Origin of the sequence: Pseudomonas moraviensis, from assembly GCF_900105805.1 — a bacterium.
In the GTDB taxonomy this organism is placed as follows: Bacteria; Pseudomonadota; Gammaproteobacteria; order Pseudomonadales; family Pseudomonadaceae; genus Aquipseudomonas; species Aquipseudomonas moraviensis_A.
Genome location: NZ_LT629788.1, coordinates 3,835,589 through 3,857,533, shown reverse-complemented (window position 1 = coordinate 3,857,533; position 21,945 = coordinate 3,835,589). Strand labels below are relative to the sequence as shown.

The following is a 21,945-nucleotide window of genomic DNA, read 5'->3' as shown; positions in this document are numbered from 1 at the left end:
CCCCATGTACTGGACCGAGTTCTTGACCGTTGCACTGATCCATCTGCTCGCCGTCGCCAGCCCCGGCCCGGACTTTGCCGTGGTGGTGCGCGAGAGCGTCACCCATGGGCGTCGCGCCGGCACCTGGACCGCGCTGGGCGTAGGCTCGGCGATTTTCCTGCATGTCGGCTATTCGTTGCTTGGCATCGGTCTGATCGTGTCGCAATCGATCGTGCTGTTCAACGCGCTGAAGTGGGCGGCAGCGGCTTACTTGCTGTACATCGGCTTCAAGGCCTTGCGCGCGCAACCGGCGAAAACCGTCACCGATGACTTGCACAAGGAAGCCGGCGTGCGTACCGCGCGGGGTGCGTTCACCTCGGGCTTCGTCACTAACGGCCTGAATCCCAAAGCCACGCTGTTTTTCCTTTCGCTGTTCACCGTGGTGATCAACCCGCACACGCCGCTGGCCGTGCAGGCCGGTTACGGGGTGTACCTGGCGGTGGCGACGGCGATCTGGTTTTGCCTGGTGGCGATGCTGTTCAGCCAACAACGCGTGCGCGCCGGCTTCGCCCGCATGGGGCACTGGTTCGACCGCACCATGGGCGCGGTGCTGATCGCGCTCGGCGTGAAAATCGCGTTTACCGAGATGCATTGAGAACTGGAACACATTAATCCCTGTGGGAGCGAGCCTGCTCGCGAAAGCGCTAGTCCAGCCGCCAAAGATGTCGACTGATCCGACGCCTTCGCGAGCAGGCTCGCTCCCACAAGTAGTGTTTTCTTCCGGATCAGCCCGAAATGCTGGCGCAAAGCTAGCATTTGTGCGGTTCTGCAAATCATTCCTTTGGCTGATTTGACTGTCTTGCAGGCGCACTAGAGTACGAATCTCTCCGCCAACACCGTGCAGTCAGAAAAGGGATTCTTATGTTGCAGACTCGGGTCATTCCGCCGGCCGATGGGGCCTACCAGTATCCATTGCTGATCAAACGGCTGCTGATGTCCGGCGCCCGTTACGAGAAAACCCGCGAAATCATCTACCGTGACCAGTTGCGCTACAGCTATCCGACCCTGATCGAACGTGTTGCGCGGCTGGCCAATGTGCTCACCGCTGCGGGCGTGAAGGCCGGCGACACGGTGGCGGTGATGGACTGGGACAGCCATCGTTACCTGGAATGCATGTTCGCCATTCCGATGATCGGCGCGGTGATCCACACCATCAACGTGCGACTGTCACCGGAGCAGATCCTCTACACCATGAATCACGCCGAGGACCGCTTCGTGCTGGTCAACAGCGAGTTCGTCGGGCTCTACCAGGCCATCGCGCCGCAGCTGACCACGGTCGAGAAAACCCTGCTGCTGACCGATCTCCCGGAGAAAACTGCAGAGCTGCCCAACCTCGTTGGCGAATATGAGCAACTGCTGGCCGCTGCAAGTGCGCAATACGATTTCCAGGACTTCGATGAAAACTCGGTCGCCACCACGTTCTACACCACCGGCACGACGGGCAACCCGAAAGGCGTGTACTTCACCCATCGGCAACTGGTGCTGCACACCATCGGCGTGGCGACGATCATGGGGTCGATCGACAGCGTGCGCCTGCTCGGCACCAACGATGTGTACATGCCGATCACGCCAATGTTCCACGTCCACGCCTGGGGATTGCCCTACGTGGCGACCATGCTCGGGCTCAAGCAGGTCTATCCCGGGCGTTACGATCCGGAATATCTGGTGGAGTTGTGGCGCAAGGAGAAGGTGACCTTTTCCCACTGCGTGCCGACCATCCTGCAGATGCTGCTCAACGCCAAAGCCGCGCAGGATGCCGACTTCGGCGGCTGGAAGATCGTCATCGGCGGCAGCGCGCTCAATCGCAGCCTGTATGAAAACGCCAAGGCGCGCGGCATTCAGCTGACGGCCGCGTACGGGATGTCGGAAACCGGGCCGCTGGTGTCCTGCGCGCACCTCAACGATGAATTGATGGCCGGGACTGAAGACGAGCGCACCACTTACCGGATCAAGGCCGGTGTGCCGGGGCCATTGGTCGAAGCGGCGATTGTCGACGGCGAGGGCAACTTCCTTCCGGCCGACGGCGAAACCCAGGGCGAACTGGTGCTGCGCGCGCCATGGCTGACCGAAGGCTACTTCAATGAACCGCAGAAGGGCGCCGAGCTCTGGGCCGGCGGCTGGCTGCACACCGGCGACGTCGCCACGCTGGACAGCATGGGCGTGATCGACATTCGTGACCGCATCAAGGACGTGATCAAGACCGGCGGCGAGTGGATCTCCTCCCTCGACCTCGAAGACCTGATCAGTCGGCATGCGGCGGTACGCGAAGTAGCAGTGGTGGGCATTGCCGACCCGCAGTGGGGCGAGCGTCCGTTTGCCTTGCTGGTAGTGCGCGAAGGGCAGGTGATCGGCGCGCGTGAGCTCAAGGAACACCTCAAGCCGTTCGTCGAGCTGGGGCATCTGAGCAAGTGGGCGATCCCCAGCCAGATCGCCCTTGTTACCGAAATTCCCAAGACCAGTGTCGGCAAGCTCGACAAGAAGCGTATCCGCCTCGACATCACCGAGTGGCAGGCCAATAACAGCACCTTCCTTTCGACACTTTGAGTGCCTGCTGGCGCGCCGAAACCGGCGCGCCAGACCCACCAAGCAAGCGCTTGGCTTGTGAAATCGAAAAAATCAGCCATCCTTGCCGTGCCGACTTGTGTCGGACTGGCGAAAGGACTGTTCCAGAGTGGTTGGCGGCTGCAAATCACACTTTAGAGGGATCAAGCACTACCACCCGCTGGCTATAGTCCGCTCAAGGACTTTTTGAAAACGGAGCACACGCACTGATCGGGGCGAGCAACTCTGGAACGATTTCGGGCAGCCCTGGCGCCCGGTCCTCCACAGCGTTTTTAAAAGTACTCACTGCCATAACAATAATGCACATGGAGTAGCGTCGATGACCTCAGCAAACCAGTTCTGGCGCCGGGCGAAACTGCCTCTGGCGGTCAGTCTTGCCTCCTCGCTCGCCGGGCCTGCATTCGGCGTCAGTTTCAACGTCGGTGAAATCGAAGGGCAGTTCGACTCGTCCCTGTCGATCGGTGCCAGTTGGTCCACGCAGAGCCCGAACAAGAACCTCATCGGCGTCAACAATGGCGGCCATGGCCTGTCGCAGACTTCCGATGACGGTCACGCCAATTTCAAGAGCGGCGAAACCTTCTCGAAGATCTTCAAGGGCATCCATGACCTTGAACTGAAATACGGCGACACCGGCGTGTTCGTCCGTGGCAAATACTGGTACGACTTCGAACTGAAGGACGAAAGCCGCCAGTTCAAGGACATCAGCGACAGCAACCGCAAAGAGGGCGCCAAGTCCTCGGGCGGGCAGATCCTCGACGCCTTCGTCTACCACAACTACGCGATTGCCGATCAGCCGGGTTCCGTGCGTCTGGGCAAGCAAGTGGTGAGCTGGGGTGAAAGTACCTTCATCGGCGGCGGCATCAACTCGATCAACCCGATCGACGTCTCCGCGTTCCGTCGTCCGGGCGCCGAGATCAAGGAAGGCCTGATCCCGGTCAACATGTTCTACGTGTCCCAGAGCCTCACCGATAACCTCTCGGCCGAAGCGTTCTATCAACTGGAATGGGACCAGACCGTCGTCGACAACTGCGGCACCTTCTTCTCCCAGCCGGACATCGTTGCCGACGGTTGCGACAGCAATCTGCGCGTGCTGAACAAGCGTTCGCAGATTCCGGCCATCGCCCTCGGGCCGTTGGCGGGCGCAGGCGTGGATGTCAACGAAGAAGGCGTACTGGTGCGCCGTGGGCCGGACCGTGATGCCCGCGACAGCGGCCAGTGGGGCGCGTCCCTCAAATACATGTTCGAGCCACTCGATACCGAGTTCGGCGCCTACTTCATGAACTACCACAGCCGTGCGCCGATCTTCAGCGCCACCGGTGCGCCGCAGTCGGTGTACAACACCGCCGCCGCGCTGCCGGGGCCGTTCGCCGCGCTCGCACCGCTGCTGGTTGCGGGCAACTCCAATTACTTCATCGAATACCCGGAAGACATTCGTCTCTACGGCCTGAGCTTCTCCACCACCCTGCCTACCGGTACGGCGTGGAGCGGTGAGATCAGCTATCGTCCGAACGCGCCGGTGCAACTGAACTCCACCGACATCCTGTTTGCCGGCGTGCGTCCACTGGGCGGCGCGCTGACCAACGCTTCGCTGCTCACTGGCGTACCGGGTCAGGACCTGCACGGCTATGAGCGCAAGGAAATCACCCAGATCCAGACGACCTTCACGCACTTCTTCGATCAGGTCATGGGCGCCAGCCGTCTGACCCTCGTCGGTGAAGTGGGCGCGACTTACGTCGGCGGGCTGGAAAGCCGTTCCGACATGCGTTATGGCCGCGATCCGGTCTACGGCCCGGGCGAATTGCCGGCCACTGGCACCACCAATACCTGCGCCAACATCCTCAACGCCAGCACCATCAACGGCGCCGGCCCGGGTTCACCGCAGAACAACCGCAGCCGCAATTGCGACAACGACGGTTTCACCACCTCGATGTCCTGGGGCTACCGTGGTCGTGCCATCTGGGAATACAACGACGTGTTCGCCGGCGTAAACCTCAAGCCGAACGTGGCCTGGTCCCACGACGTCAGCGGTTACTCGCCAGGCCCTGGCGGCAACTTCGAAGAAGGTCGCAAAGCGGTCAGCCTGGGCGTCGATGCCGAATACCAGAACACCTACACCGCGAGCCTGGCCTACACCAATTTCTTCGACGGCAAGTACACCACCGTGGATGACCGCGACTTCGTGGCGCTCAGCTTCGGCGTGAACTTCTAAGCACTGCATTTCAGGACGAACGAATTTATGAAAATAACAAAGAGTCTGTTCCACGCCGGTGTTCTGGGCCTGTCGCTGCTGGCGACCGGCGTCATGGCGGCGGTGCCTGCTGCCGAAGCGGATAAACTGGGCAAGAGCCTGACGCCGATGGGCGCGGAGATGGCCGGTAACGCCGACGGTTCGATCCCGGCCTGGAAACCGCTGCCGAAAAATGCCGGCAGCGTCGACAGCAAAGGCTTCCTGTCCAACCCTTACGCCAGTGAGCAGCCGCTGTTCACCATCACTGCCAAGGACGTCGACAAGTACAAGGACAAGCTTGCCCCGGGCCAGTACGCGATGTTCAAGCGCTACCCGGAAACCTTCAAGATGCCGGTCTATCCGTCCCATCGCGGCGCCACCGTGCCGGATGACGTATTCGCTGCCATCAAGAAGAATGCGACCAGCACTAATCTGGTGTCCGGCGGCAACGGTCTGGAAAACTTCGATACCGCCGTGCCGTTCCCGATCCCGAAAACCGGTGTGGAAGTGATCTGGAACCACATCACCCGTTATCGCGGCGGCAGCGTGACCCGTCTGGTGACCCAGGCCACGCCGCAACCGAACGGCTCGTACAGCCTGGTGTACTTCCAGGATCAGTTCGTGTTCCGCGACAAGATGAAGGACTACGATCCGGCGAACCCGGGCAACATCCTGTTCTACTTCAAGCAGAAAGTGACCGCGCCGGCGCGTCTGGCCGGTGGCGTACTGCTGGTGCACGAGACTCTCGATCAGGTCAAAGAGCCGCGTTCGGCGTGGGTCTACAACGCCGGTCAGCGTCGGGTGCGTCGTGCTCCGCAAGTGTCGTATGACGGCCCGGGTACCGCCGCCGACGGCCTGCGTACTTCCGACAACCTCGATATGTACAACGGCGCGCCGGATCGCTACGACTGGAAGCTCGAAGGCAAGAAGGAGATGTACATCGCCTCCGACAGCTACAAGCTCGACGATCCAAAACTGAAGTACTCGGACATCATCAAGGCCGGTCACATCAACCAGGACCTGGCACGTTACGAGCTGCGCCGCGTCTGGCATGTCACAGCGACCCTGAAGGAAGGTCAGCGCCACATCTACGCCAAACGTGACTTCTACATCGACGAGGACACCTGGCAAGCCGCGGTGATCGACCACTACGACGGTCGTGGTCAACTGTGGCGTGTGGCCGAGGCGCATGCCGAGAACTACTACGACAAGCAAGTGCCGTGGTACGCCCTCGAAACCCTTTACGACCTGCAGTCCGGCCGTTATCTGGCGCTGGGCATGAAGAACGAAGAGAAGCAGGCGTATGACTTCGGTTTCACCGCCACCACCAGCGACTTCACCCCGGCCGCTCTGCGTCAGGATGGTGTGCGCTAAAGCTGCTTGAACCCGAGGCCGCATCCTCATGAAAACGCCCCGACTGGTTCGGGGCGTTTTTTCGGCTTTTGAAATCGCTTTTTGTAGGAGCTGCCGGAGGGGAGGGGCGCAGTGGATGTAGGCTTTTTGTAGCCATTTGTAGCAGCAACCTTCATAACCGGTTCGATTAAGGCTAGGCTGCGGACATCTGCAACGCCGCCAATCGCCTTCGAACAAGAGCCGGCCATGACTGATCTGTCCCCACTTCCGGGTCCCGCAAGCATCACCGTCGCAGCACTGGACGGGCGTTTTTTCCGCCCGCCGCTGCCTGACGGTTATGTTCTGCGGCCGCGCCTTTGCCAGCGTCTGCAGGCCGGGCTGGGTGGCCGGTTGCTGTTGGTCAGCGCCCCGGCAGGGTTCGGCAAGAGCTCGCTGGCGGTGGAGTTCTGTCAGAGTCTGCCCGCGCACTGGCAAAGTCTGTGGTTGGGCTTGAGTCCGCGTGACAGTGATCCCGGGCGTTTTCTCGAGCGCTTGCTCGAAGGTCTGCAAGACTATTTTCCGGCCTTGGGCGCCGGTGCGCTTGGCCTGCTGAAAATGCGTCAGCGTCATCAGCCGTTCGCCTTCGAAGAATGGCTCGACGGACTGCTCGACGAGCTCGCGCTGCATCTCGATCCCGCTGCACCGCTGCTGCTGGTGCTCGACGATTACCACCTCGCCCAAGGGCCGGTGCTGGATCGTTGCCTGCAATTTTTCCTCAATCATCTGCCCGATGGCTTGCTGGTGATGGTCACCAGTCGGCAGCGCCCGGACTGGCATCTGGCGCGTCTGCGCCTGTCGCGGCAGTTGCTCGAGCTGCACGAACAGGATTTGCGCCTGACCCACGATGAAGCGCTGACTCTGCTCGATCGGCACAGCAGCTCACTGCGCGGCGAGGCACTGGAAAACCTGATCCAGCGCAGCGAAGGCTGGGTCGCCGGGCTGCGCTTCTGGTTGCTGGCGGTGGCCGAGGCGGGCAGCGATGCCGCGCTGCCGCAAGCGCTGAACGGCGGGGAAGGGCTGATTCGCGACTATCTGCTCGAAGAAGTCATCGATTGCCTGCCCGCCGACGTGCAATCCTTTCTCTACGAAACCGCACCGCAGGAACGCTTTTGCAGCGAGCTGTGCGACGCCGTCCGCGAAGCCCATGACAGCGCCGAGATCCTGCGCTTTCTGCTCGCTCATCAGGTATTTCTGGTGCCGCTGGACGAGCACGGTCACTGGTATCGCTATCACCATTTGTTCTCCGACTTGTTGCGCAGCCGGCCGATCGCCCAGGCGATGGTGCCGACTGCCACCCTGCATTTGCGCGCCTGTCGCTGGTTCAATGCGCAGGGCTTGCTCGATGAAGCGGTGGAGCAGGCGTTGCGTGCCGGGCATCTCGATGTCGCCGCGAACCTGGTACAGAACCTGTCCGAGGAACAACTGCTCGCCGAGCAGAACGTCGGCATGCTGCTGCGCTGGAAGATGGACTTGCCCGACAGCCTGCTGATCAGCACGCCACGGCTGATCGTGCTCTACAGCTGGGCACTGGGGCTGGCCTGCCAACTCGATGCCGCCGAAGAGCTGGCCAGCCATTTGAGCCGCTTTCTGCCAGCGCCCTCGGCCACCGCGCAGAAATCGATGCTGGCGCAGTGGCTGGCGTTGAGCGGGATCATCGCTCGCGGACGCGGCCATCGCGAGCTGACCCTGCGCTATTGCGGCGAGGCGCTGGAGAGCCTGCCGGCCAAGCGTTACGGCCAGCGGCTGATGTGCCTCTCGACCCTGTCCAATCTGGCGATCGCCGACGGCGATCTGTGGCGCGCACGCGGGCTGAACCGTGAATCCCTCGAACTGGCGCAACGGGTTGGCAATCCATTATTCGAAGCCTTGGCGCATTACGATCGGGCCCGGGTTCTGCAATCGCGGGGCGAGATCCTGCGCGCGCTGGATGAAGTGCATCAGGGGCTGGAGCGCTTGCGTGGTCTGTCGCCGCAACGACTGTACGCCGTACGCGCGCGGCTCACGTTGTACGAAGGTTTTCTGCTGGCGATGCGTTTGCAATCTCAGGCCGCGCGCGTACGCCTGCTCGCCGGGATTGGCGAAGCGCGGGCCTGTCGCGACATCAGCGTGCTGATCGGCCACTGCGTGATCGCCCGCTTGGACGGCGCCAGTGGCGAATTCGCCAAGGCCTTCGCCGAACTCGCCGAAGCCGAACGCCTGATGCACATCTGGGACGTGCCGCCGATCTACTATCTGGCGATGATCACGCTGGTCAAATGCGAACTGTGGCTGGCGCAGGGGCGTATCGATCTCGCCGAGGCGTGGCTCGCGCGCCTGGGCCAGACGTACACCGGCGAGCATGCTGCCGCACCGCCGGAGTTTCATCCACAGCTGCCACTGCATGTGGAGCTGCAACAGGCATTGCTCGATTTAATCCAAGGGCAACCGATGCTCGCCGAAGGGCGTTTGAATGTGTTGCATGAAAACGGTCAGCGAACCGGGCGGCAGTTGCTCAGCGTGATGGCACTGACGCAGAAGGTGGCGTTATTGCTGGCGAGTGGACGAGAGCCTGAAGCCCGCAAAGCGCTGGCTCAGGCAATGGAAGCTGCTGCCGGCGGTGCCTTTCAACCTTTTGAGGCGTTGCTGAAAAGTCATCCCGACTGGTTGCGAGGACAACTGCAGGCGCTCACTTGCAACGCGGTCAGCCAGCAATTGCTTACGCATTTTCCAACAGCAGTGTTGCGCCCCACCGTGGAAAGCTCTGTCACTGAACAACTCAGCAGCCGTGAATTGGCGGTACTGCGCCTGATCGCACAGGGCTGTTCCAATCAGGAAATCAGTGAGCAGTTGTTCATTTCCCTGCACACCGTGAAAACCCACGCCAGCCACATCAATAGCAAGCTGGGCGTCGAGCGGCGTACCCAGGCAGTGGCGCGCGCCAAGGAACTGGGATTGCTCTATTGAGATCACGCCATGACCCGACAGAAAAACAAACGCCCCGAACCAGTCGGGGCGTTTGTTTTCAGTTCACCGGCCGGGGTTGCTGGCCTGGCAAGTGAACAGAGCGTCAGGCCACCAGATCGTTGGCGCTGAAGCTATTCACACCGACCAGCTGGATTTCGAAGTCCGCGCCGGCATTGCCGCTGACATTGCCCGACAGTACGTGGTCGACGAAGCGCAGTTGCCCGGCACCGGTGAAGTCATTGGCGCCGATGAAAGTGAAGCCGTTAAAGCCAGCAGTCATCAGGTTGGCATCAAACTTCGTCAGATCAATCTTGTCGCCTTGCAGGCTGTTGAAGTCAGTGATGACGTCTCGATTGGCGCCGAGGCCTATTTCGTTGACTGCGCGGAAGACGAAGGTGTCCGCTCCGTTACCCCCAATGAGCGTGTCTTTGCCCGCACCACCGTCCAGTACGTTGTTGCCATCGTTGCCGTACAGGGTGTTGTTCAGGGCATTACCGGTAGCCTTGAGGTCTGCGGCACCTGCCAGAGCGAGAATTTCGACGTTGTTGCCCAAGGTGTAGTCGACGTAGGAATAGACCATGTCGATTTCCGAGAGTGAGGTACCCGTCTCGACCACCACATCCGCGATGTCGTTAACGATGTAAGTATCGTTACCGGCGCCGCCGATCATGGTATCTGCGCCCCAGCCACCGTCGATGAAGTTGGCGTCGCTGTTGCCCGTCAGGGTGTTGTTCAGCACGTTGCCCGTCAGGTTGAACGCCCCTGCGCCGCTGACGATGAGATTTTCGACGTTTAGCAGATTGCTCTGGTTCAGACTGACGGTGCTGGTCTGGGCGGTAGCGCTGTACTCAATGACAATGGTGTCGTTACCCTCATTGGCATATTCCTGAATCAGCGCCAGTTCTCCCGCCTGATCGACGCCGTAGCCGTCGTTGCCCTTGCCGCCGATCATGGTGTCGAGGCCAGCCCCCCCGACCAGTTGGTTGTTGCCGTCATTGCCGATCAATACGTTGTTCAGCGCGTTGCCGACGGCGTAATTATTGGCAGTGCCGGTGAGCGTGAGGTTTTCCACGTTGGCGACAAGTGCGTAGCTGATCGAGGCGCGAACGGTGTCGATCTCGCTGGCCAGGGTGCTGGTCTCGCTGATCACGTCACCGACGTTGTCGAGGATGTAAGTATCGTTGCCAGCGCCGCCAGCCATGAAGTCGGCGCCCAGGCCGCCGTCGACTACGTTGTTGCCTTCGTTGCCGTAGAGGGTGTTGTTCAGGGCATTACCGGTAGCCTTGAGGTCTGCGGCACCTGCCAGAGCGAGAATTTCGACGTTGTTGCCCAAGGTGTAGTCGACGTAGGAATAGACCATGTCGATTTCCGAGAGTGAGGCACCTGTCTCGACCACCACATCCGCGATGTCGTTAACGATGTAAGTATCGTTACCGGCGCCGCCGATCATGGTATCTGCGCCCCAGCCACCGTCGATGAAGTTGGCGTCGCTGTTGCCCGTCAGGGTGTTGTTCAGCACGTTGCCCGTCAGGTTGAACGCCCCTGCGCCGCTGACGATGAGATTTTCGACATTTAGCAGATTGCTCTGGTTCAGACTGACGGTGCTGGTCTGGGCGGTAGCGCTGTACTCAATGACGATGGTGTCGTTACCCTCATCGGCATATTCCTGAATCAGCGCCAGTTCTCCCGCCTGATCGACGCCGTAGCCGTCGTTGCCCTTGCCGCCGATCATGGTGTCGAGGCCAGCCCCTCCGACCAGTTGGTTGTTGCCGTCATTGCCGATCAATACGTTGTTCAGCGCGTTGCCGACGGCGTAATTATTGGCAGTGCCGGTGAGCGTGAGGTTTTCCACGTTGGCGACAAGTGCGTAGCTGATCGAGGCGCGAACGGTGTCGATCTCGCTGGCCAGGTTGCTGGTCTCGCTGATCACGTCACCGACGTTGTCGAGGATGTAAGTATCGTTGCCAGCGCCGCCAGCCATGAAGTCGGCGCCCAGGCCACCGTCCAGTACGTTGTTGCCGCTGTTGCCGGTCAGGGTATTGTTCAGCGCATTGCCCGTCAGGTTGAACGCCCCTGCGCCGCTGATGATGAGATTTTCGACGTTTAGCAGATTGCTCTGGTTCAGACTGACGGTGCTGGTCTGGGCGGTAGCGCTGTACTCAATGACGATGGTGTCGTTACCCTCATCGGCATATTCCTGAATCAGCGCCAGTTCTCCCGCCTGATCGACACCGTAGCCGTCGTTGCCCTTGCCGCCGATCATGGTGTCGAGGCCAGCCCCCCCGACCAGTTGGTTGTTGCCGTCATTGCCGATCAATACGTTGTTCAGCGCGTTGCCGACGGCGTAGTTATTCGCACTGCCGGTGAGCGTGAGGTTCTCCACGTTGGCGGCAAGAGAATAGCTGATCGAGGCGCGAACGGTGTCGATCTCGCTGGCCAGGGTGCTGGTCTCGCTGACCACGTCACCGACGTTGTCGACGATGTAGGTATCGTTGCCAGCGCCGCCCGTCATGAAGTCGGCACCCAGGCCGCCGTCGAGTTCGTTGTTGCCATCGTTGCCGTAGAGGGTGTTGTTCAGGGCATTACCGGTAGCCTTGAGGTCTGCGGCACCTGCCAGAGCGAGGATTTCGACGTTGTTGCCCAAGGTGTAGTCGACGTAGGAATAGACCATGTCGATTTCCGAGAGTGAGGTACCCGTCTCGACCACCACATCCGCGATGTCGTTAACGATGTAAGTATCGTTACCGGCGCCGCCGATCATGGTATCTGCGCCCCAGCCACCGTCGATGAAGTTGGCGTCGCTGTTGCCCGTCAGGGTGTTGTTCAGCACGTTGCCCGTCAGGTTGAACGCCCCTGCGCCGCTGACGATGAGATTTTCGACGTTTAGCAGATTGCTCTGGTTCAGACTGACGGTGCTGGTCTGGGCGGTAGCGCTGTACTCAATGACAATGGTGTCGTTACCCTCATTGGCATATTCCTGAATCAGCGCCAGTTCTCCCGTCTGATCGACGCCGTAGCCGTCATTGCCCTTGCCGCCGATCATGGTGTCGAGGCCAGCCCCCCCGACCAGTTGGTTGTTGCCGTCATTGCCGATCAATACGTTGTTCAGCGCGTTGCCGACGGCGTAATTATTGGCAGTGCCGGTGAGCGTGAGGTTTTCCACGTTGGCGACAAGTGCGTAGCTGATCGAGGCGCGAACGGTGTCGATCTCGCTGGCCAGGGTGCTGGTCTCGCTGATCACGTCACCGACGTTGTCGAGGATGTAAGTATCGTTGCCAGCGCCGCCAGCCATGAAGTCGGCGCCCAGGCCACCGTCCAGTACGTTGTTGCCATCGTTGCCGGACAGGGTGTTGTTCAACGCGTTGCCGGTACCGCTGAGATTTGCGCTACCAACCAGATTCAATATCTCGACGTTATTGCCCAGGGTGTAGTCGACGTAGGAGTAGACCATGTCGATTTCCGAGAGCGAAGTACCGGTTTCGACGACCACGTCGCCGACGTTCTCGACGATATAAATATCGTTGCCGGCACCACCCTCCATTCTGTCGGCACCCGCCATGCCATTGAGTTGATTATCCAGTGCGTTGCCGATCAGCGTGTCATTGAAAACCGAACCGGTAGCGTTTTCTATCTTCGCGCCGTATGCAATCGCCAGACCTTGATTGAAGGCATTGCCGGCCTGGTCAGTAAAGGCCTGACCGATCGTGCTGTACTGTCCTTCGTTGAGGTTAAGGCTGACGGCCGCCAATTGGTTGCTCGCATCGATCGTATCGACACCGCCGGCATCCCAGATGGTTTCAAACACAGATTGTGTCGGTGCCCAGGAGTACACGTTGTTGCCAGTCATCCACTGGGTATTGGCGCCATACAGGCTCTGGATCGCCAGGATGTCGAGCACCATCGGAGTGGTCGGCAGGTACGAGTAATTGTTGTTATAGCTCATGACGGTGAAGGCGACGTCATCCAGCGCCGGAGCGAGCGTGATGGCATTGTTGGCTGATGGTGCGAACGAATGCTTCAGGCCAATGGCATGACCGATTTCATGAACGAATGTCATGAAGTCATAAGTGCCCTTGTCCGGAAACAGTTCACTGGTGTTTGGTCCGATCCAGACATCACCGCCATTAGGCTTTTCGGAAGGAGTGTAAGCCCAGGCTGCTGCGTCGTCGTCCAGCAACGAGTAACCGCCGAAGCGCAGGTCGCCCACGCTCGTCGAGGATTCACCGGTCAACTGAAAGGTGATATTCGCCACCGCGGCCCAACTATCCAGTGCGCCCATTACCGCCAGTTTCTGTGTGTTTGTCAGGGCGTAGGCGGCCTTTGGTTCATTGTCGGCGCTGTAGTTCGGTGCGAAGACTGAAACACCAGGGACGATGAAACTGTAGGTAAGACTGGTCACTGCCGCAGGGGAGTACCACTTGGTGCTTTCCCATTTATAGCCGGAAATAAGGCTGTCGACAGGAGCTACCCCTGTCAATGAAGCGGACCAGGTGTCGGTGTAACCAGTAGGGCGTGGCATGAAGAATTCCTGAGGTAGGCTGCGGCCCTTCCCGAAATGTGGCCGCTACAAGGTTTGATTTTGCACGAAAAAAAACAGCTTTGACATTATATGGCCACTATTTTCCGATTGATGGCGTCAAAAAACTGTTCGGGCGATATGTATCGGCGTGTGACGTAGAATCTTGATGTCAGCTTCATGCCTTCAGCTCAGGATCCCTATGACCGTTCCGAATCCAGCACTCATCCGCGAAACCTTCCCCGTCGGACCGCTTCAGTGCAACTGCACCATCATCGGCGACCCGATCACGAAAAAAGCCATCGTCGTCGACCCGGGCGGCAATCCCGATCTGATCATGGCGCGCCTTGATACCCTCGGTCTGAGGGTGGTCAGCATCATCCACACCCACGCGCATCTTGATCACTTCCTGGCTTCCGGGCAGATGAAAGAGAAAACCGGTGCGACCCTGCATTTGCACAAGGAGGATCAATTCCTCTGGGACAACCTCGAAATGCAATGCCAGATGTTCGGCGTGCCTTACACCCCCGTACCCTCGCCGGATCGCTGGTTGAGCGATGATGAAGAACTGGCCTGTGGTTGCGGCGTCGCGCTGCACACGCCGGGGCATACGCCAGGTTCCATGAGCTTCTGGTTTTCCGAGGCTAAGCTGTTGATTGCCGGAGACACGCTGTTTCGTCGCGGAGTAGGGCGCACGGACTTATGGGGCGGCGATCAGGCGACCATCGTGCGTTCGATCAAGCAGCGGCTATATACGCTGGACGAGGACGCAACCGTTGTTACCGGGCACGGTCCGGACACGCGTCTGGGTGACGAGATGCGAGAGAACCCGTTTGTGCGTGCCTGAATTTTTTGTCACGGGCGGCGCGCGGAATTTTTGGGCATTGTCATGATCCAACGCCCGCGCAGGTCCATTAGTTGATCGGTGGCCGCTGCACCAAAGAATGCAAAAAAGACCAGGAGCTCTCCATGTTCACCACGCGTCGTTTGATTATTGTCGCTACTGCCGTGGCCGTGCTGTCCGGCTGCGCCTCGCCCAATCCGTATGACAATCAGGGTCAGGCCGACGGTGGCTCGCAAGGCATGAGCAAAACCGCCAAATACGGTGGCCTCGGTGCGCTGGCCGGTGCACTCGCCGGCGCTGCCATCGGCCACGACAACCGTGGCAAGGGCGCCTTGATCGGCGCCGCTGTTGTCGGTGCATCCGCTGCCGGCTACGGTTACTACGCCGACCAGCAGGAAAAGAAACTGCGCGCGAGCATGGCCAACACTGGTGTTGAGGTGCAGCGTCAGGGTGATCAGATCAAGCTGATCATGCCGGGCAATATCACCTTCGCCACCGACTCGGCGAACATCGCCCCAACCTTCTATCAGCCGCTGAACAACCTGGCCAACTCGCTGAAAGAGTTCAACCAGAACCAGATCGAAATCGTCGGCTACACCGACAGCACCGGCAGCCGCCAGCACAACATGGACCTGTCCCAGCGTCGTGCGCAGAGCGTGGCGACCTACCTGACCTCGCAAGGCGTCAGCGGTGCCAACCTGTCGGCCCGTGGCGCCGGCCCGGATAATCCGATCGCCAGCAACGGTGACGTCAATGGCCGTGCGCAGAACCGCCGGGTTGAAGTCAACCTGAAGGCGATTCCGGGCCAGCAGTATGGTGATCAGCAACAGCAACCGGGTACGGTTCAGCAGTACCCGTAAGCGACTGCCTGAAAGAACCAATGCCCGGTCCTGTGATCGGGCATTTTTTTTGTGTCATTGCCGCCGGCGTCATCGCGAGCAGGCTCACTCCTACAGTGGGACGCATTCCAAAATGTAGGAGTGAGCCTGCTCGCGATGGCGATAAAATGGGCACCAGAAACCTGCCGGACACAAAAAAGCCCCCGGACACATCAATGTCCGGGGGCTTTTTGTTACCCGCGAAGGCTGATTACTTCTTCAAACCATAGTGCTCATCGAGCATGCCCGGCGAGTTCGGATTCTTCGGTGCATAGTCACGCGGTGGTTCCTGATCGCGCGGTGGCGTCAGGCGTTCGCGGGGGGCCTGCGCTGCGTCGGCGTGCAGGGCAGCGATCAGGCGCTGGCGGGTCTGCTCGTCCAGGGCCAGACGGTTGGCGCCCTCGGCGAGATGATCCTGCACTTCCTGATAACTTTGGGTCAGCTTCTTGACCAGCATCGCGGTGCTGTTGAAGTGGGTGACCACCTCGTTTTGATAACTGTCGAAACGCTCCTGGATATCATCCAGTTGACGCTGCGTGCGGCTCGGCGCGGCGTTCGGCGCAACGCGCGCGATCAGGAATCCAATGGCGACACCCACAACCAGGGCAAGAGTCGGTAACAACCAAACTAAGAGCGAGTGTTCCACGAGTCCTTCCTCTATAAACGGCTTTGCTTTACGTTAACGGCTCGAACCTGCGCTGTATACCGCGATTCACTCGCAATAGATTGGCACAGACAATTTGCTAGACGAGTCGACCCGATTCGAGGTCACGGAGTTCCTCCCTTGCTGATGCGTGAAACCCCTGTAGTGATTGACGGCCCGGTGGGTCAACTGGAATCCCTGTACCTGGATAACGAGCAGCCGCGCGGCATTGCGCTGATCTGCCATCCGAACCCGGTACAGGGCGGCACCATGCTCAACAAGGTCGTCTCGACCCTGCAGCGCACCGCGCGCGACGCAGGCCTGATCACCTTGCGTTTCAATTATCGCGGCGTCGGCGCCAGCCAGGGCACGCACGACATGGGCACCGGTGAAGTCGACGACGCCCAGGCCGCCGCCGCATGGCTGCGCGAAAAACACCCGGACTTGCCCCTGACCCTGTTCGGTTTCTCCTTCGGCGGATTTGTTGCAGCAAGTCTCGGCGGCCGTCTCGAAGCCCAAGGCGTGCAGCTTGCACACCTGTTCATGGTCGCCCCGGCGGTGATGCGCCTGGGCGAGCAGGATCAACTGCCGCAGCACGGCGCGTTGACCGTGATCCAGCCGGAAACCGACGAAGTCATCGATCCGCAACTGGTCTACGACTGGTCCGACAAACTCCAGCGCCCCCATGAGCTGCTGAAAGTGGCAGAATGCGGACACTTTTTTCACGGCAAGCTGACCGATCTCAAGGATCTGCTGCTGCCGCGTCTCTCGAATTGATTGCAGTCTGACAAGCGATTACCCATGACCAACCGTACCCGCATTCTCACCGGCATCACCACCACCGGCACGCCGCATCTGGGCAACTACGCCGGCGCCATCCGCCCGGCAATCGTTGCCAGCCGCGACAGCCAGGCCGATTCGTTCTACTTCCTCGCCGACTACCACGCCCTGATCAAATGCGATGACCCGCTGCGCATCCAGCGCTCGCGTCTGGAAATCGCTGCAACCTGGCTGGCCGGTGGCCTCGATGTCGATCGCGTGACCTTCTACCGCCAGTCCGACATCCCGGAAATCCCCGAGCTGACCTGGCTGCTGACCTGCGTTGCCGCCAAGGGCCTGCTCAATCGCGCGCACGCTTACAAGGCGTCGGTGGACAAGAATGTCGAGACCGGTGAAGACCCGGATGCCGGTATCACCATGGGCCTCTACAGCTACCCGGTACTGATGGCCGCGGACATCCTGATGTTCAACGCGCACAAGGTGCCGGTAGGTCGTGACCAGATTCAGCACGTCGAGATGGCGCGCGATATCGGCCAGCGCTTCAACCATCTGTTCGGTCAGGGCAGAGAATTCTTCACCATGCCCGAAGCGCTGATCGAAGAAAGCGTGGCGACCTTGCCGGGCCTCGACGGTCGCAAGATGTCGAAGAGCTACGACAACACCATCCCGTTGTTCTCCAGCGCCAAAGAGATGAAGGACGCGATCTCGCGGATCGTCACCGACTCCAAGGCCCCGGGCGAAGCGAAAGATCCCGACAACTCGCACTTGTTCACCCTGTTCCAGGCCTTCGCCACACCGGCGCAGGCTGACGAATTCCGTCGCGAACTGCTCGGTGGTCTGGGCTGGGGCGAGGCGAAGAATCGTCTGTTCCAGTTGCTCGACAACGAACTGGGCGAGGCGCGCGAGAAGTATCACCAGTTGATCGAGCGTCCGGCGGACCTGGAAGACATTCTGCAGATCGGTGCGAAGAAGGCCCGCGCTGTTGCCACGCCGTTCCTCAATGAGTTGCGCGAAGCCGTTGGCCTGCGTTCTTTCGTCAATCAGGTTCAGGTCGCCGCGACTACCAAGAAGAAAGCCGCGAAGGCTGCGCGTTTCGTCAGCTTCCGCGAAGAGGATGGCAGCTTCCGTTTCCGTCTGCTGGCGGCTGATGGCGAGCAACTGCTGCTGTCGCGCAACTTCGCCGATGGCAAAACCGCCGGACAGGCGACCAAACAGTTGCAGTCCGGCGAACCGCTGGACGTACGCACTGAAAACCTGAGCTTCAGCGTCTGGCTGGCCGGTGAGTGCGTAGGCGACAGCCCGGCCTTCGCCGATGCTGCAGCGCGAGATGCCGCCATCGAGGCGTTGCGCGTAGCGCTGACCCCAGCGCAGGACTGATCGGCGGCACGACCCGACCAAGGGCCGATTGCCATTCCCACAGGCCGTCGCTACAGTGACGGCCCGTTTTTGTTGCCTTGCTAACGAATTATGACGCCCCTAGAACGATATCAAGCTGATCTGAAACGCCCGGACTTCTTCCATGACGCCGCGCAGGAAACTGCTGTGCGTCACTTGCAGCGTCTGTACGACGACTTGATCGCCGCCGACCAGAACAAGCCGGGATTTCTCGGCAAGCTGTTTGGCAAAAAGGATCAGGCACCGGTCAAGGGCCTGTATTTCTGGGGCGGCGTCGGTCGCGGCAAGACTTACCTGGTCGACACCTTCTTCGAAGCACTGCCGTTCAAGGAAAAGACCCGCACGCACTTCCACCGCTTCATGAAGCGTGTGCACGAAGAAATGAAAACTCTCGGCGGCGAGAAGAACCCGCTGACCATCATTGCCAAGCGCTTCGCCGCCGAGTCGCGGGTGATCTGCTTCGATGAATTCTTCGTATCCGACATCACCGATGCGATGATTCTCGGCACGCTGATGGAAGAGCTGTTCAAGAACGGCGTGACCCTGGTTGCGACCTCGAACATCGTGCCTGACGGTCTGTACAAGGACGGCCTGCAACGCGCGCGCTTCCTCCCGGCCATCGCGCTGATCAAGCAGAACACCGAGATCGTCAACGTCGACAGCGGCGTCGACTACCGTTTGCGTCACCTCGAGCAAGCCGAGCTGTTCCACTATCCGCTCGACGAAGCGGCGCATGAAAGTCTGCGCAAGAGCTTCAAGGCACTGACGCCGGAGTGCACGGCGGCGGTGGAAAATGATGTGCTGATCATCGAGAACCGCGAAATCCGCGCCCTGCGTACCTGTGATGACGTGGCCTGGTTCGACTTCCGCGAACTGTGCGACGGCCCGCGCAGCCAGAACGACTACATCGAACTGGGCAAAATCTTCCACGCGGTGCTGCTCAGCGGCGTCGAGCAGATGAGCGTCACCACCGACGACATCGCGCGGCGCTTCATCAACATGGTCGACGAGTTCTACGATCGCAACGTCAAACTGATCATTTCTGCCGAAGTCGAGCTGAAGGATCTGTACACCGGCGGACGCCTGACCTTCGAGTTCCAGCGCACGCTGAGCCGCTTGCTGGAGATGCAATCCCACGAGTTTCTGTCGCGGGCGCACAAGCCTTAAGCGGTGTTTCGGCAAAGAAAAAGGGCCTGCGATTGCAGGCCCTTTTTTTATATCCAGAATTCACCGCAACACCCTGTAGGAGTGAGCCTGCTCGCGATAGCGTTGGGTCAGTAACATCAATGCTGCACGGACGGACGCAATCGCGAGCAGGCTCGCTCCCACATTGGAATTGCGCTGTTGCAGGAAAATTATGCCGCCTGCTGAAACTGCTGCCGATACTGGTTAGGCGACAGTTCTGTGTGCTGGCGGAACAGTCGCGCAAAGAAGCTCGCGTCGTCGTAACCGACCTCATAACTGATGGTCTTGATGCTTTTGCGTGTGCCCGAAAGCAAGCCCTTGGCGGTCTCGATGCGCAGGCGCTGCAAGTAGTGCAGCGGCTTGTCGCCGGTGGCGGTCTGGAAACGGCGCATGAAATTGCGGATGCTCATACCGTGCTCGCGGGCGACGTCCTCGAAGCGGAACTTGTCGGCGAAATGTTCTTCGAGCCAATGCTGGATCTGCAGAATGATCACGTCCTGGTGCAGTTTCTGCCCGCCGAAACCGATGCGTCCCGGCGAATAGCTGCGCTGCACTTCGTAAAGAATGTCGCGAGCCACGGCCTGCGCCACGTTCGAGCCGCAGAAGCGTTCGATCAGGTAGATATACAAGTCGCAGGCCGAGGTGGTGCCGCCGGCGCAGTAGAGATTGTCGGCATCGGTCAGGTGCTTGTCCTGATTCAGATAGACCTTGGGGAAGCGCTCGGCGAATGCATTGAAGAAGCGCCAGTAGGTGGTCGCTTCCTTGCCGTTGAGCAGGCCGGCTTCGGCCAGCCAGAACACTCCCGTGGCTTCACCGCATAACACCGCGCCGCGCGCATGCTGTTCACGCAGCCAAGGGAGGATCTGCGGATAACGGCTGCACAGCGTGTCGAAATCGTCCCAGAACGCCGGGAGGATGATCACATCGGCGTTTTCCAGGCCGCCGTCGACCGGCATGACTACATCGCTGAAGCTTTTTACCGGTTTGCCATCAGGGCTGACCAGGCGCGTTTCGAACGCCGGCGTCAGGCCATGGCCCAGTTGTTTGCCATAACGCAGGCTGGCCACATGGAAAAAATCCTTGGCCTGCATGAGGGTGTAAGCGAAAACCCGGTCGACGGCCAGGATGCTGACGCGCCGCAAGGGCGGGGAGACGTGCTTGGACATAATTCAACTTTTGTTTTGTTTTTATAAGGGAAAGTGGTCACCAGACGGCTGGATCGTCTTATTTTTTGTCGGATGTGTCCAGTGTCGCGTAGCGGGACTCGGGCTTAGTCTCTGAATGCCGTATCCCTCCAACAAAAACAAAGGTGCCGCATGATCCCCAGAACCCTGTTCAGCTCCGAGCACGAATTGTTCCGCGACAGCGTACGAACTTTCCTCGAAAAAGAGGCCGTGCCGTATCACGCTCAGTGGGAGAAGCAGGGGCACATCGATCGCGCACTCTGGAACAAAGCGGGGGAGGCGGGGATGCTCTGTTCGCATCTGCCAGAGGAATATGGCGGACTGGGCGCGGATTTTTTGTATAGCGCCGTGGTGATTGAAGAGGTCGGTCGCCTGGGCCTGACCGGCATCGGCTTTTCCCTGCACTCGGACATCGTCGCGCCGTACATCCTGCATTACGGCAGCGAAGCACTGAAGCACAAATACCTGCCGAAGCTGGTCTCGGGCGAAATGGTCACGGCGATTGCCATGACCGAGCCTGGCGCCGGTTCCGACCTGCAAGGGGTCAAGACCACAGCGGTACTGGAAGGTGACGAATATGTGATCAACGGCTCGAAAACCTTCATCACCAATGGCTTTCTGGCTGACCTGGTGATTGTGGTGGCAAAGACCGATCCGAACGCCGGCGCCAAGGGCACCAGCCTGTTTCTGGTGGAGGCAAATACGCCGGGCTTCGAGAAGGGCAAGCGCCTGGAGAAGGTCGGCATGAAAGCGCAGGACACTTCGGAATTGTTCTTCCAGGACGTTCGCGTGCCGAAGGAAAACCTTCTCGGGCAGGCGGGTGCCGGGTTTGCCTATCTGATGCAGGAATTACCGCAGGAGCGCCTGACGGTGGCCATCGGCGGGCTGGCCTCGGCCGAGGCAGCGCTGCAATGGACGCTGGATTACACCCGCGATCGCAAGGCGTTCGGCAAGGCGATTGCCGACTTCCAGAACACCCGCTTCAAACTGGCCGAGATGGCTACCGAGATTCAGATTGGCCGAGTCTTCGTTGACCGCTGCCTGGAACTGCACCTGCAAGGCAAACTCGATGTGCCGACGGCGGCGATGGCCAAGTATTGGGGAACCGACCTGCAGTGCAAAGTGCTCGACGAATGCGTGCAACTGCATGGCGGCTACGGCTTCATGTGGGAATACCCGGTAGCCCGGGCGTGGGCGGATGCGCGGGTGCAACGGATCTATGCCGGCACCAATGAAATCATGAAGGAGATTATTGCGCGGTCGCTCTGATCTTCGCTGTATTGGCGGGCCTGTTGGCGAGCAGGCTCGCTCCCACAGGGGATCACCGTACCTGTGAGAGCGAGCCTGCTCGCGAAGC

Annotated in this window: 14 protein-coding genes; 11 read left to right on the top strand and 3 right to left on the bottom strand. The window is 60.0% G+C overall.

Going from position 1 to position 21,945, the window contains the following annotated elements; translation table 11 throughout:
• Positions 1–4 precede the first annotated feature (4 nt).
• The 5 genes from BLU71_RS17105 (at position 5) to BLU71_RS17085 (ending at position 9,163) form a co-directional block, all read left to right on the top strand.
• The gene (locus tag BLU71_RS17105; RefSeq protein ID WP_065616607.1) at positions 5–634 is read left to right on the top strand and encodes a LysE family translocator; all 630 of its coding nucleotides are present in this window, start codon (positions 5–7) and stop codon (positions 632–634) included.
• Positions 635–900: 266 nt separating this feature from the next.
• Positions 901–2,583 (top strand): fatty acid--CoA ligase, encoded by a 1,683-nt coding sequence (locus BLU71_RS17100; RefSeq protein ID WP_064362151.1) that lies wholly within the window; start codon positions 901–903, stop codon positions 2,581–2,583.
• Between the two features lie 337 nt (positions 2,584–2,920).
• The gene (locus tag BLU71_RS17095; RefSeq protein ID WP_042609736.1) at positions 2,921–4,810 is read left to right on the top strand and encodes a DUF1302 domain-containing protein; all 1,890 of its coding nucleotides are present in this window, start codon (positions 2,921–2,923) and stop codon (positions 4,808–4,810) included.
• Between the two features lie 27 nt (positions 4,811–4,837).
• A complete protein-coding gene (locus tag BLU71_RS17090) occupies positions 4,838–6,202 on the top strand; it encodes a DUF1329 domain-containing protein (protein WP_042609737.1) in 1,365 nt (454 codons plus the stop codon).
• Positions 6,203–6,427: 225 nt separating this feature from the next.
• Positions 6,428–9,163 carry a LuxR C-terminal-related transcriptional regulator gene (locus tag BLU71_RS17085; RefSeq protein ID WP_083353553.1) on the top strand — a complete coding sequence of 912 codons (2,736 nt, stop codon included), beginning with the start codon at positions 6,428–6,430 and terminating at the stop codon, positions 9,161–9,163.
• A gap of 103 nt (positions 9,164–9,266) precedes the next feature.
• Here BLU71_RS17085 and BLU71_RS17080 read toward each other — a convergent pair whose 3' ends face one another.
• Entirely contained in the window at positions 9,267–13,682 is a 4,416-nt protein-coding gene (locus BLU71_RS17080; protein WP_083353552.1) for a M10 family metallopeptidase C-terminal domain-containing protein, read from the bottom strand.
• Between the two features lie 199 nt (positions 13,683–13,881).
• Here BLU71_RS17080 and BLU71_RS17075 point away from each other — a divergent pair, with 199 nt between their 5' ends.
• Positions 13,882–14,526 (top strand): MBL fold metallo-hydrolase, encoded by a 645-nt coding sequence (locus BLU71_RS17075; protein ID WP_083353551.1) that lies wholly within the window; start codon positions 13,882–13,884, stop codon positions 14,524–14,526.
• A 122-nt stretch (positions 14,527–14,648) separates the two neighbouring features.
• Positions 14,649–15,383, top strand: a complete 735-nt coding sequence (locus BLU71_RS17070; RefSeq protein WP_064364292.1) for an OmpA family protein — start codon at positions 14,649–14,651, stop codon at positions 15,381–15,383.
• Between the two features lie 229 nt (positions 15,384–15,612).
• Here BLU71_RS17070 and BLU71_RS17065 read toward each other — a convergent pair whose 3' ends face one another.
• A complete protein-coding gene (locus BLU71_RS17065) occupies positions 15,613–16,047 on the bottom strand; it encodes a YhcB family protein (protein WP_042609742.1) in 435 nt (144 codons plus the stop codon).
• Positions 16,048–16,191: 144 nt separating this feature from the next.
• Between BLU71_RS17065 and BLU71_RS17060 the strand changes: the two genes are divergently transcribed.
• From BLU71_RS17060 to zapE, 3 genes are all read left to right on the top strand, one after another.
• On the top strand, positions 16,192–16,821 hold the full coding sequence (locus tag BLU71_RS17060; RefSeq protein WP_064364366.1) for an alpha/beta hydrolase: 630 nt from the start codon (positions 16,192–16,194) through the stop codon (positions 16,819–16,821).
• Between the two features lie 24 nt (positions 16,822–16,845).
• Entirely contained in the window at positions 16,846–18,201 is a 1,356-nt protein-coding gene (locus tag BLU71_RS17055) for a tryptophan--tRNA ligase (protein WP_083353550.1), read from the top strand.
• A gap of 90 nt (positions 18,202–18,291) precedes the next feature.
• Entirely contained in the window at positions 18,292–19,386 is a 1,095-nt protein-coding gene (gene zapE / locus BLU71_RS17050) for a cell division protein ZapE (RefSeq protein ID WP_039761353.1), read from the top strand.
• Between the two features lie 188 nt (positions 19,387–19,574).
• Here the strand turns inward: zapE and BLU71_RS17045 are convergent, their stop codons facing one another.
• Complete coding sequence (locus BLU71_RS17045; RefSeq protein WP_165839204.1) at positions 19,575–20,471, bottom strand: GlxA family transcriptional regulator; 897 nt, start codon at positions 20,469–20,471, stop codon at positions 19,575–19,577.
• 249 nt (positions 20,472–20,720) lie between these two features.
• Here BLU71_RS17045 and BLU71_RS17040 point away from each other — a divergent pair, with 249 nt between their 5' ends.
• Positions 20,721–21,857: an acyl-CoA dehydrogenase family protein gene (locus tag BLU71_RS17040; RefSeq protein WP_083353549.1), complete on the top strand. Its 1,137-nt coding sequence runs from the start codon at positions 20,721–20,723 to the stop codon at positions 21,855–21,857.
• The last annotated feature ends 88 nt before the right edge of the window (positions 21,858–21,945 follow it).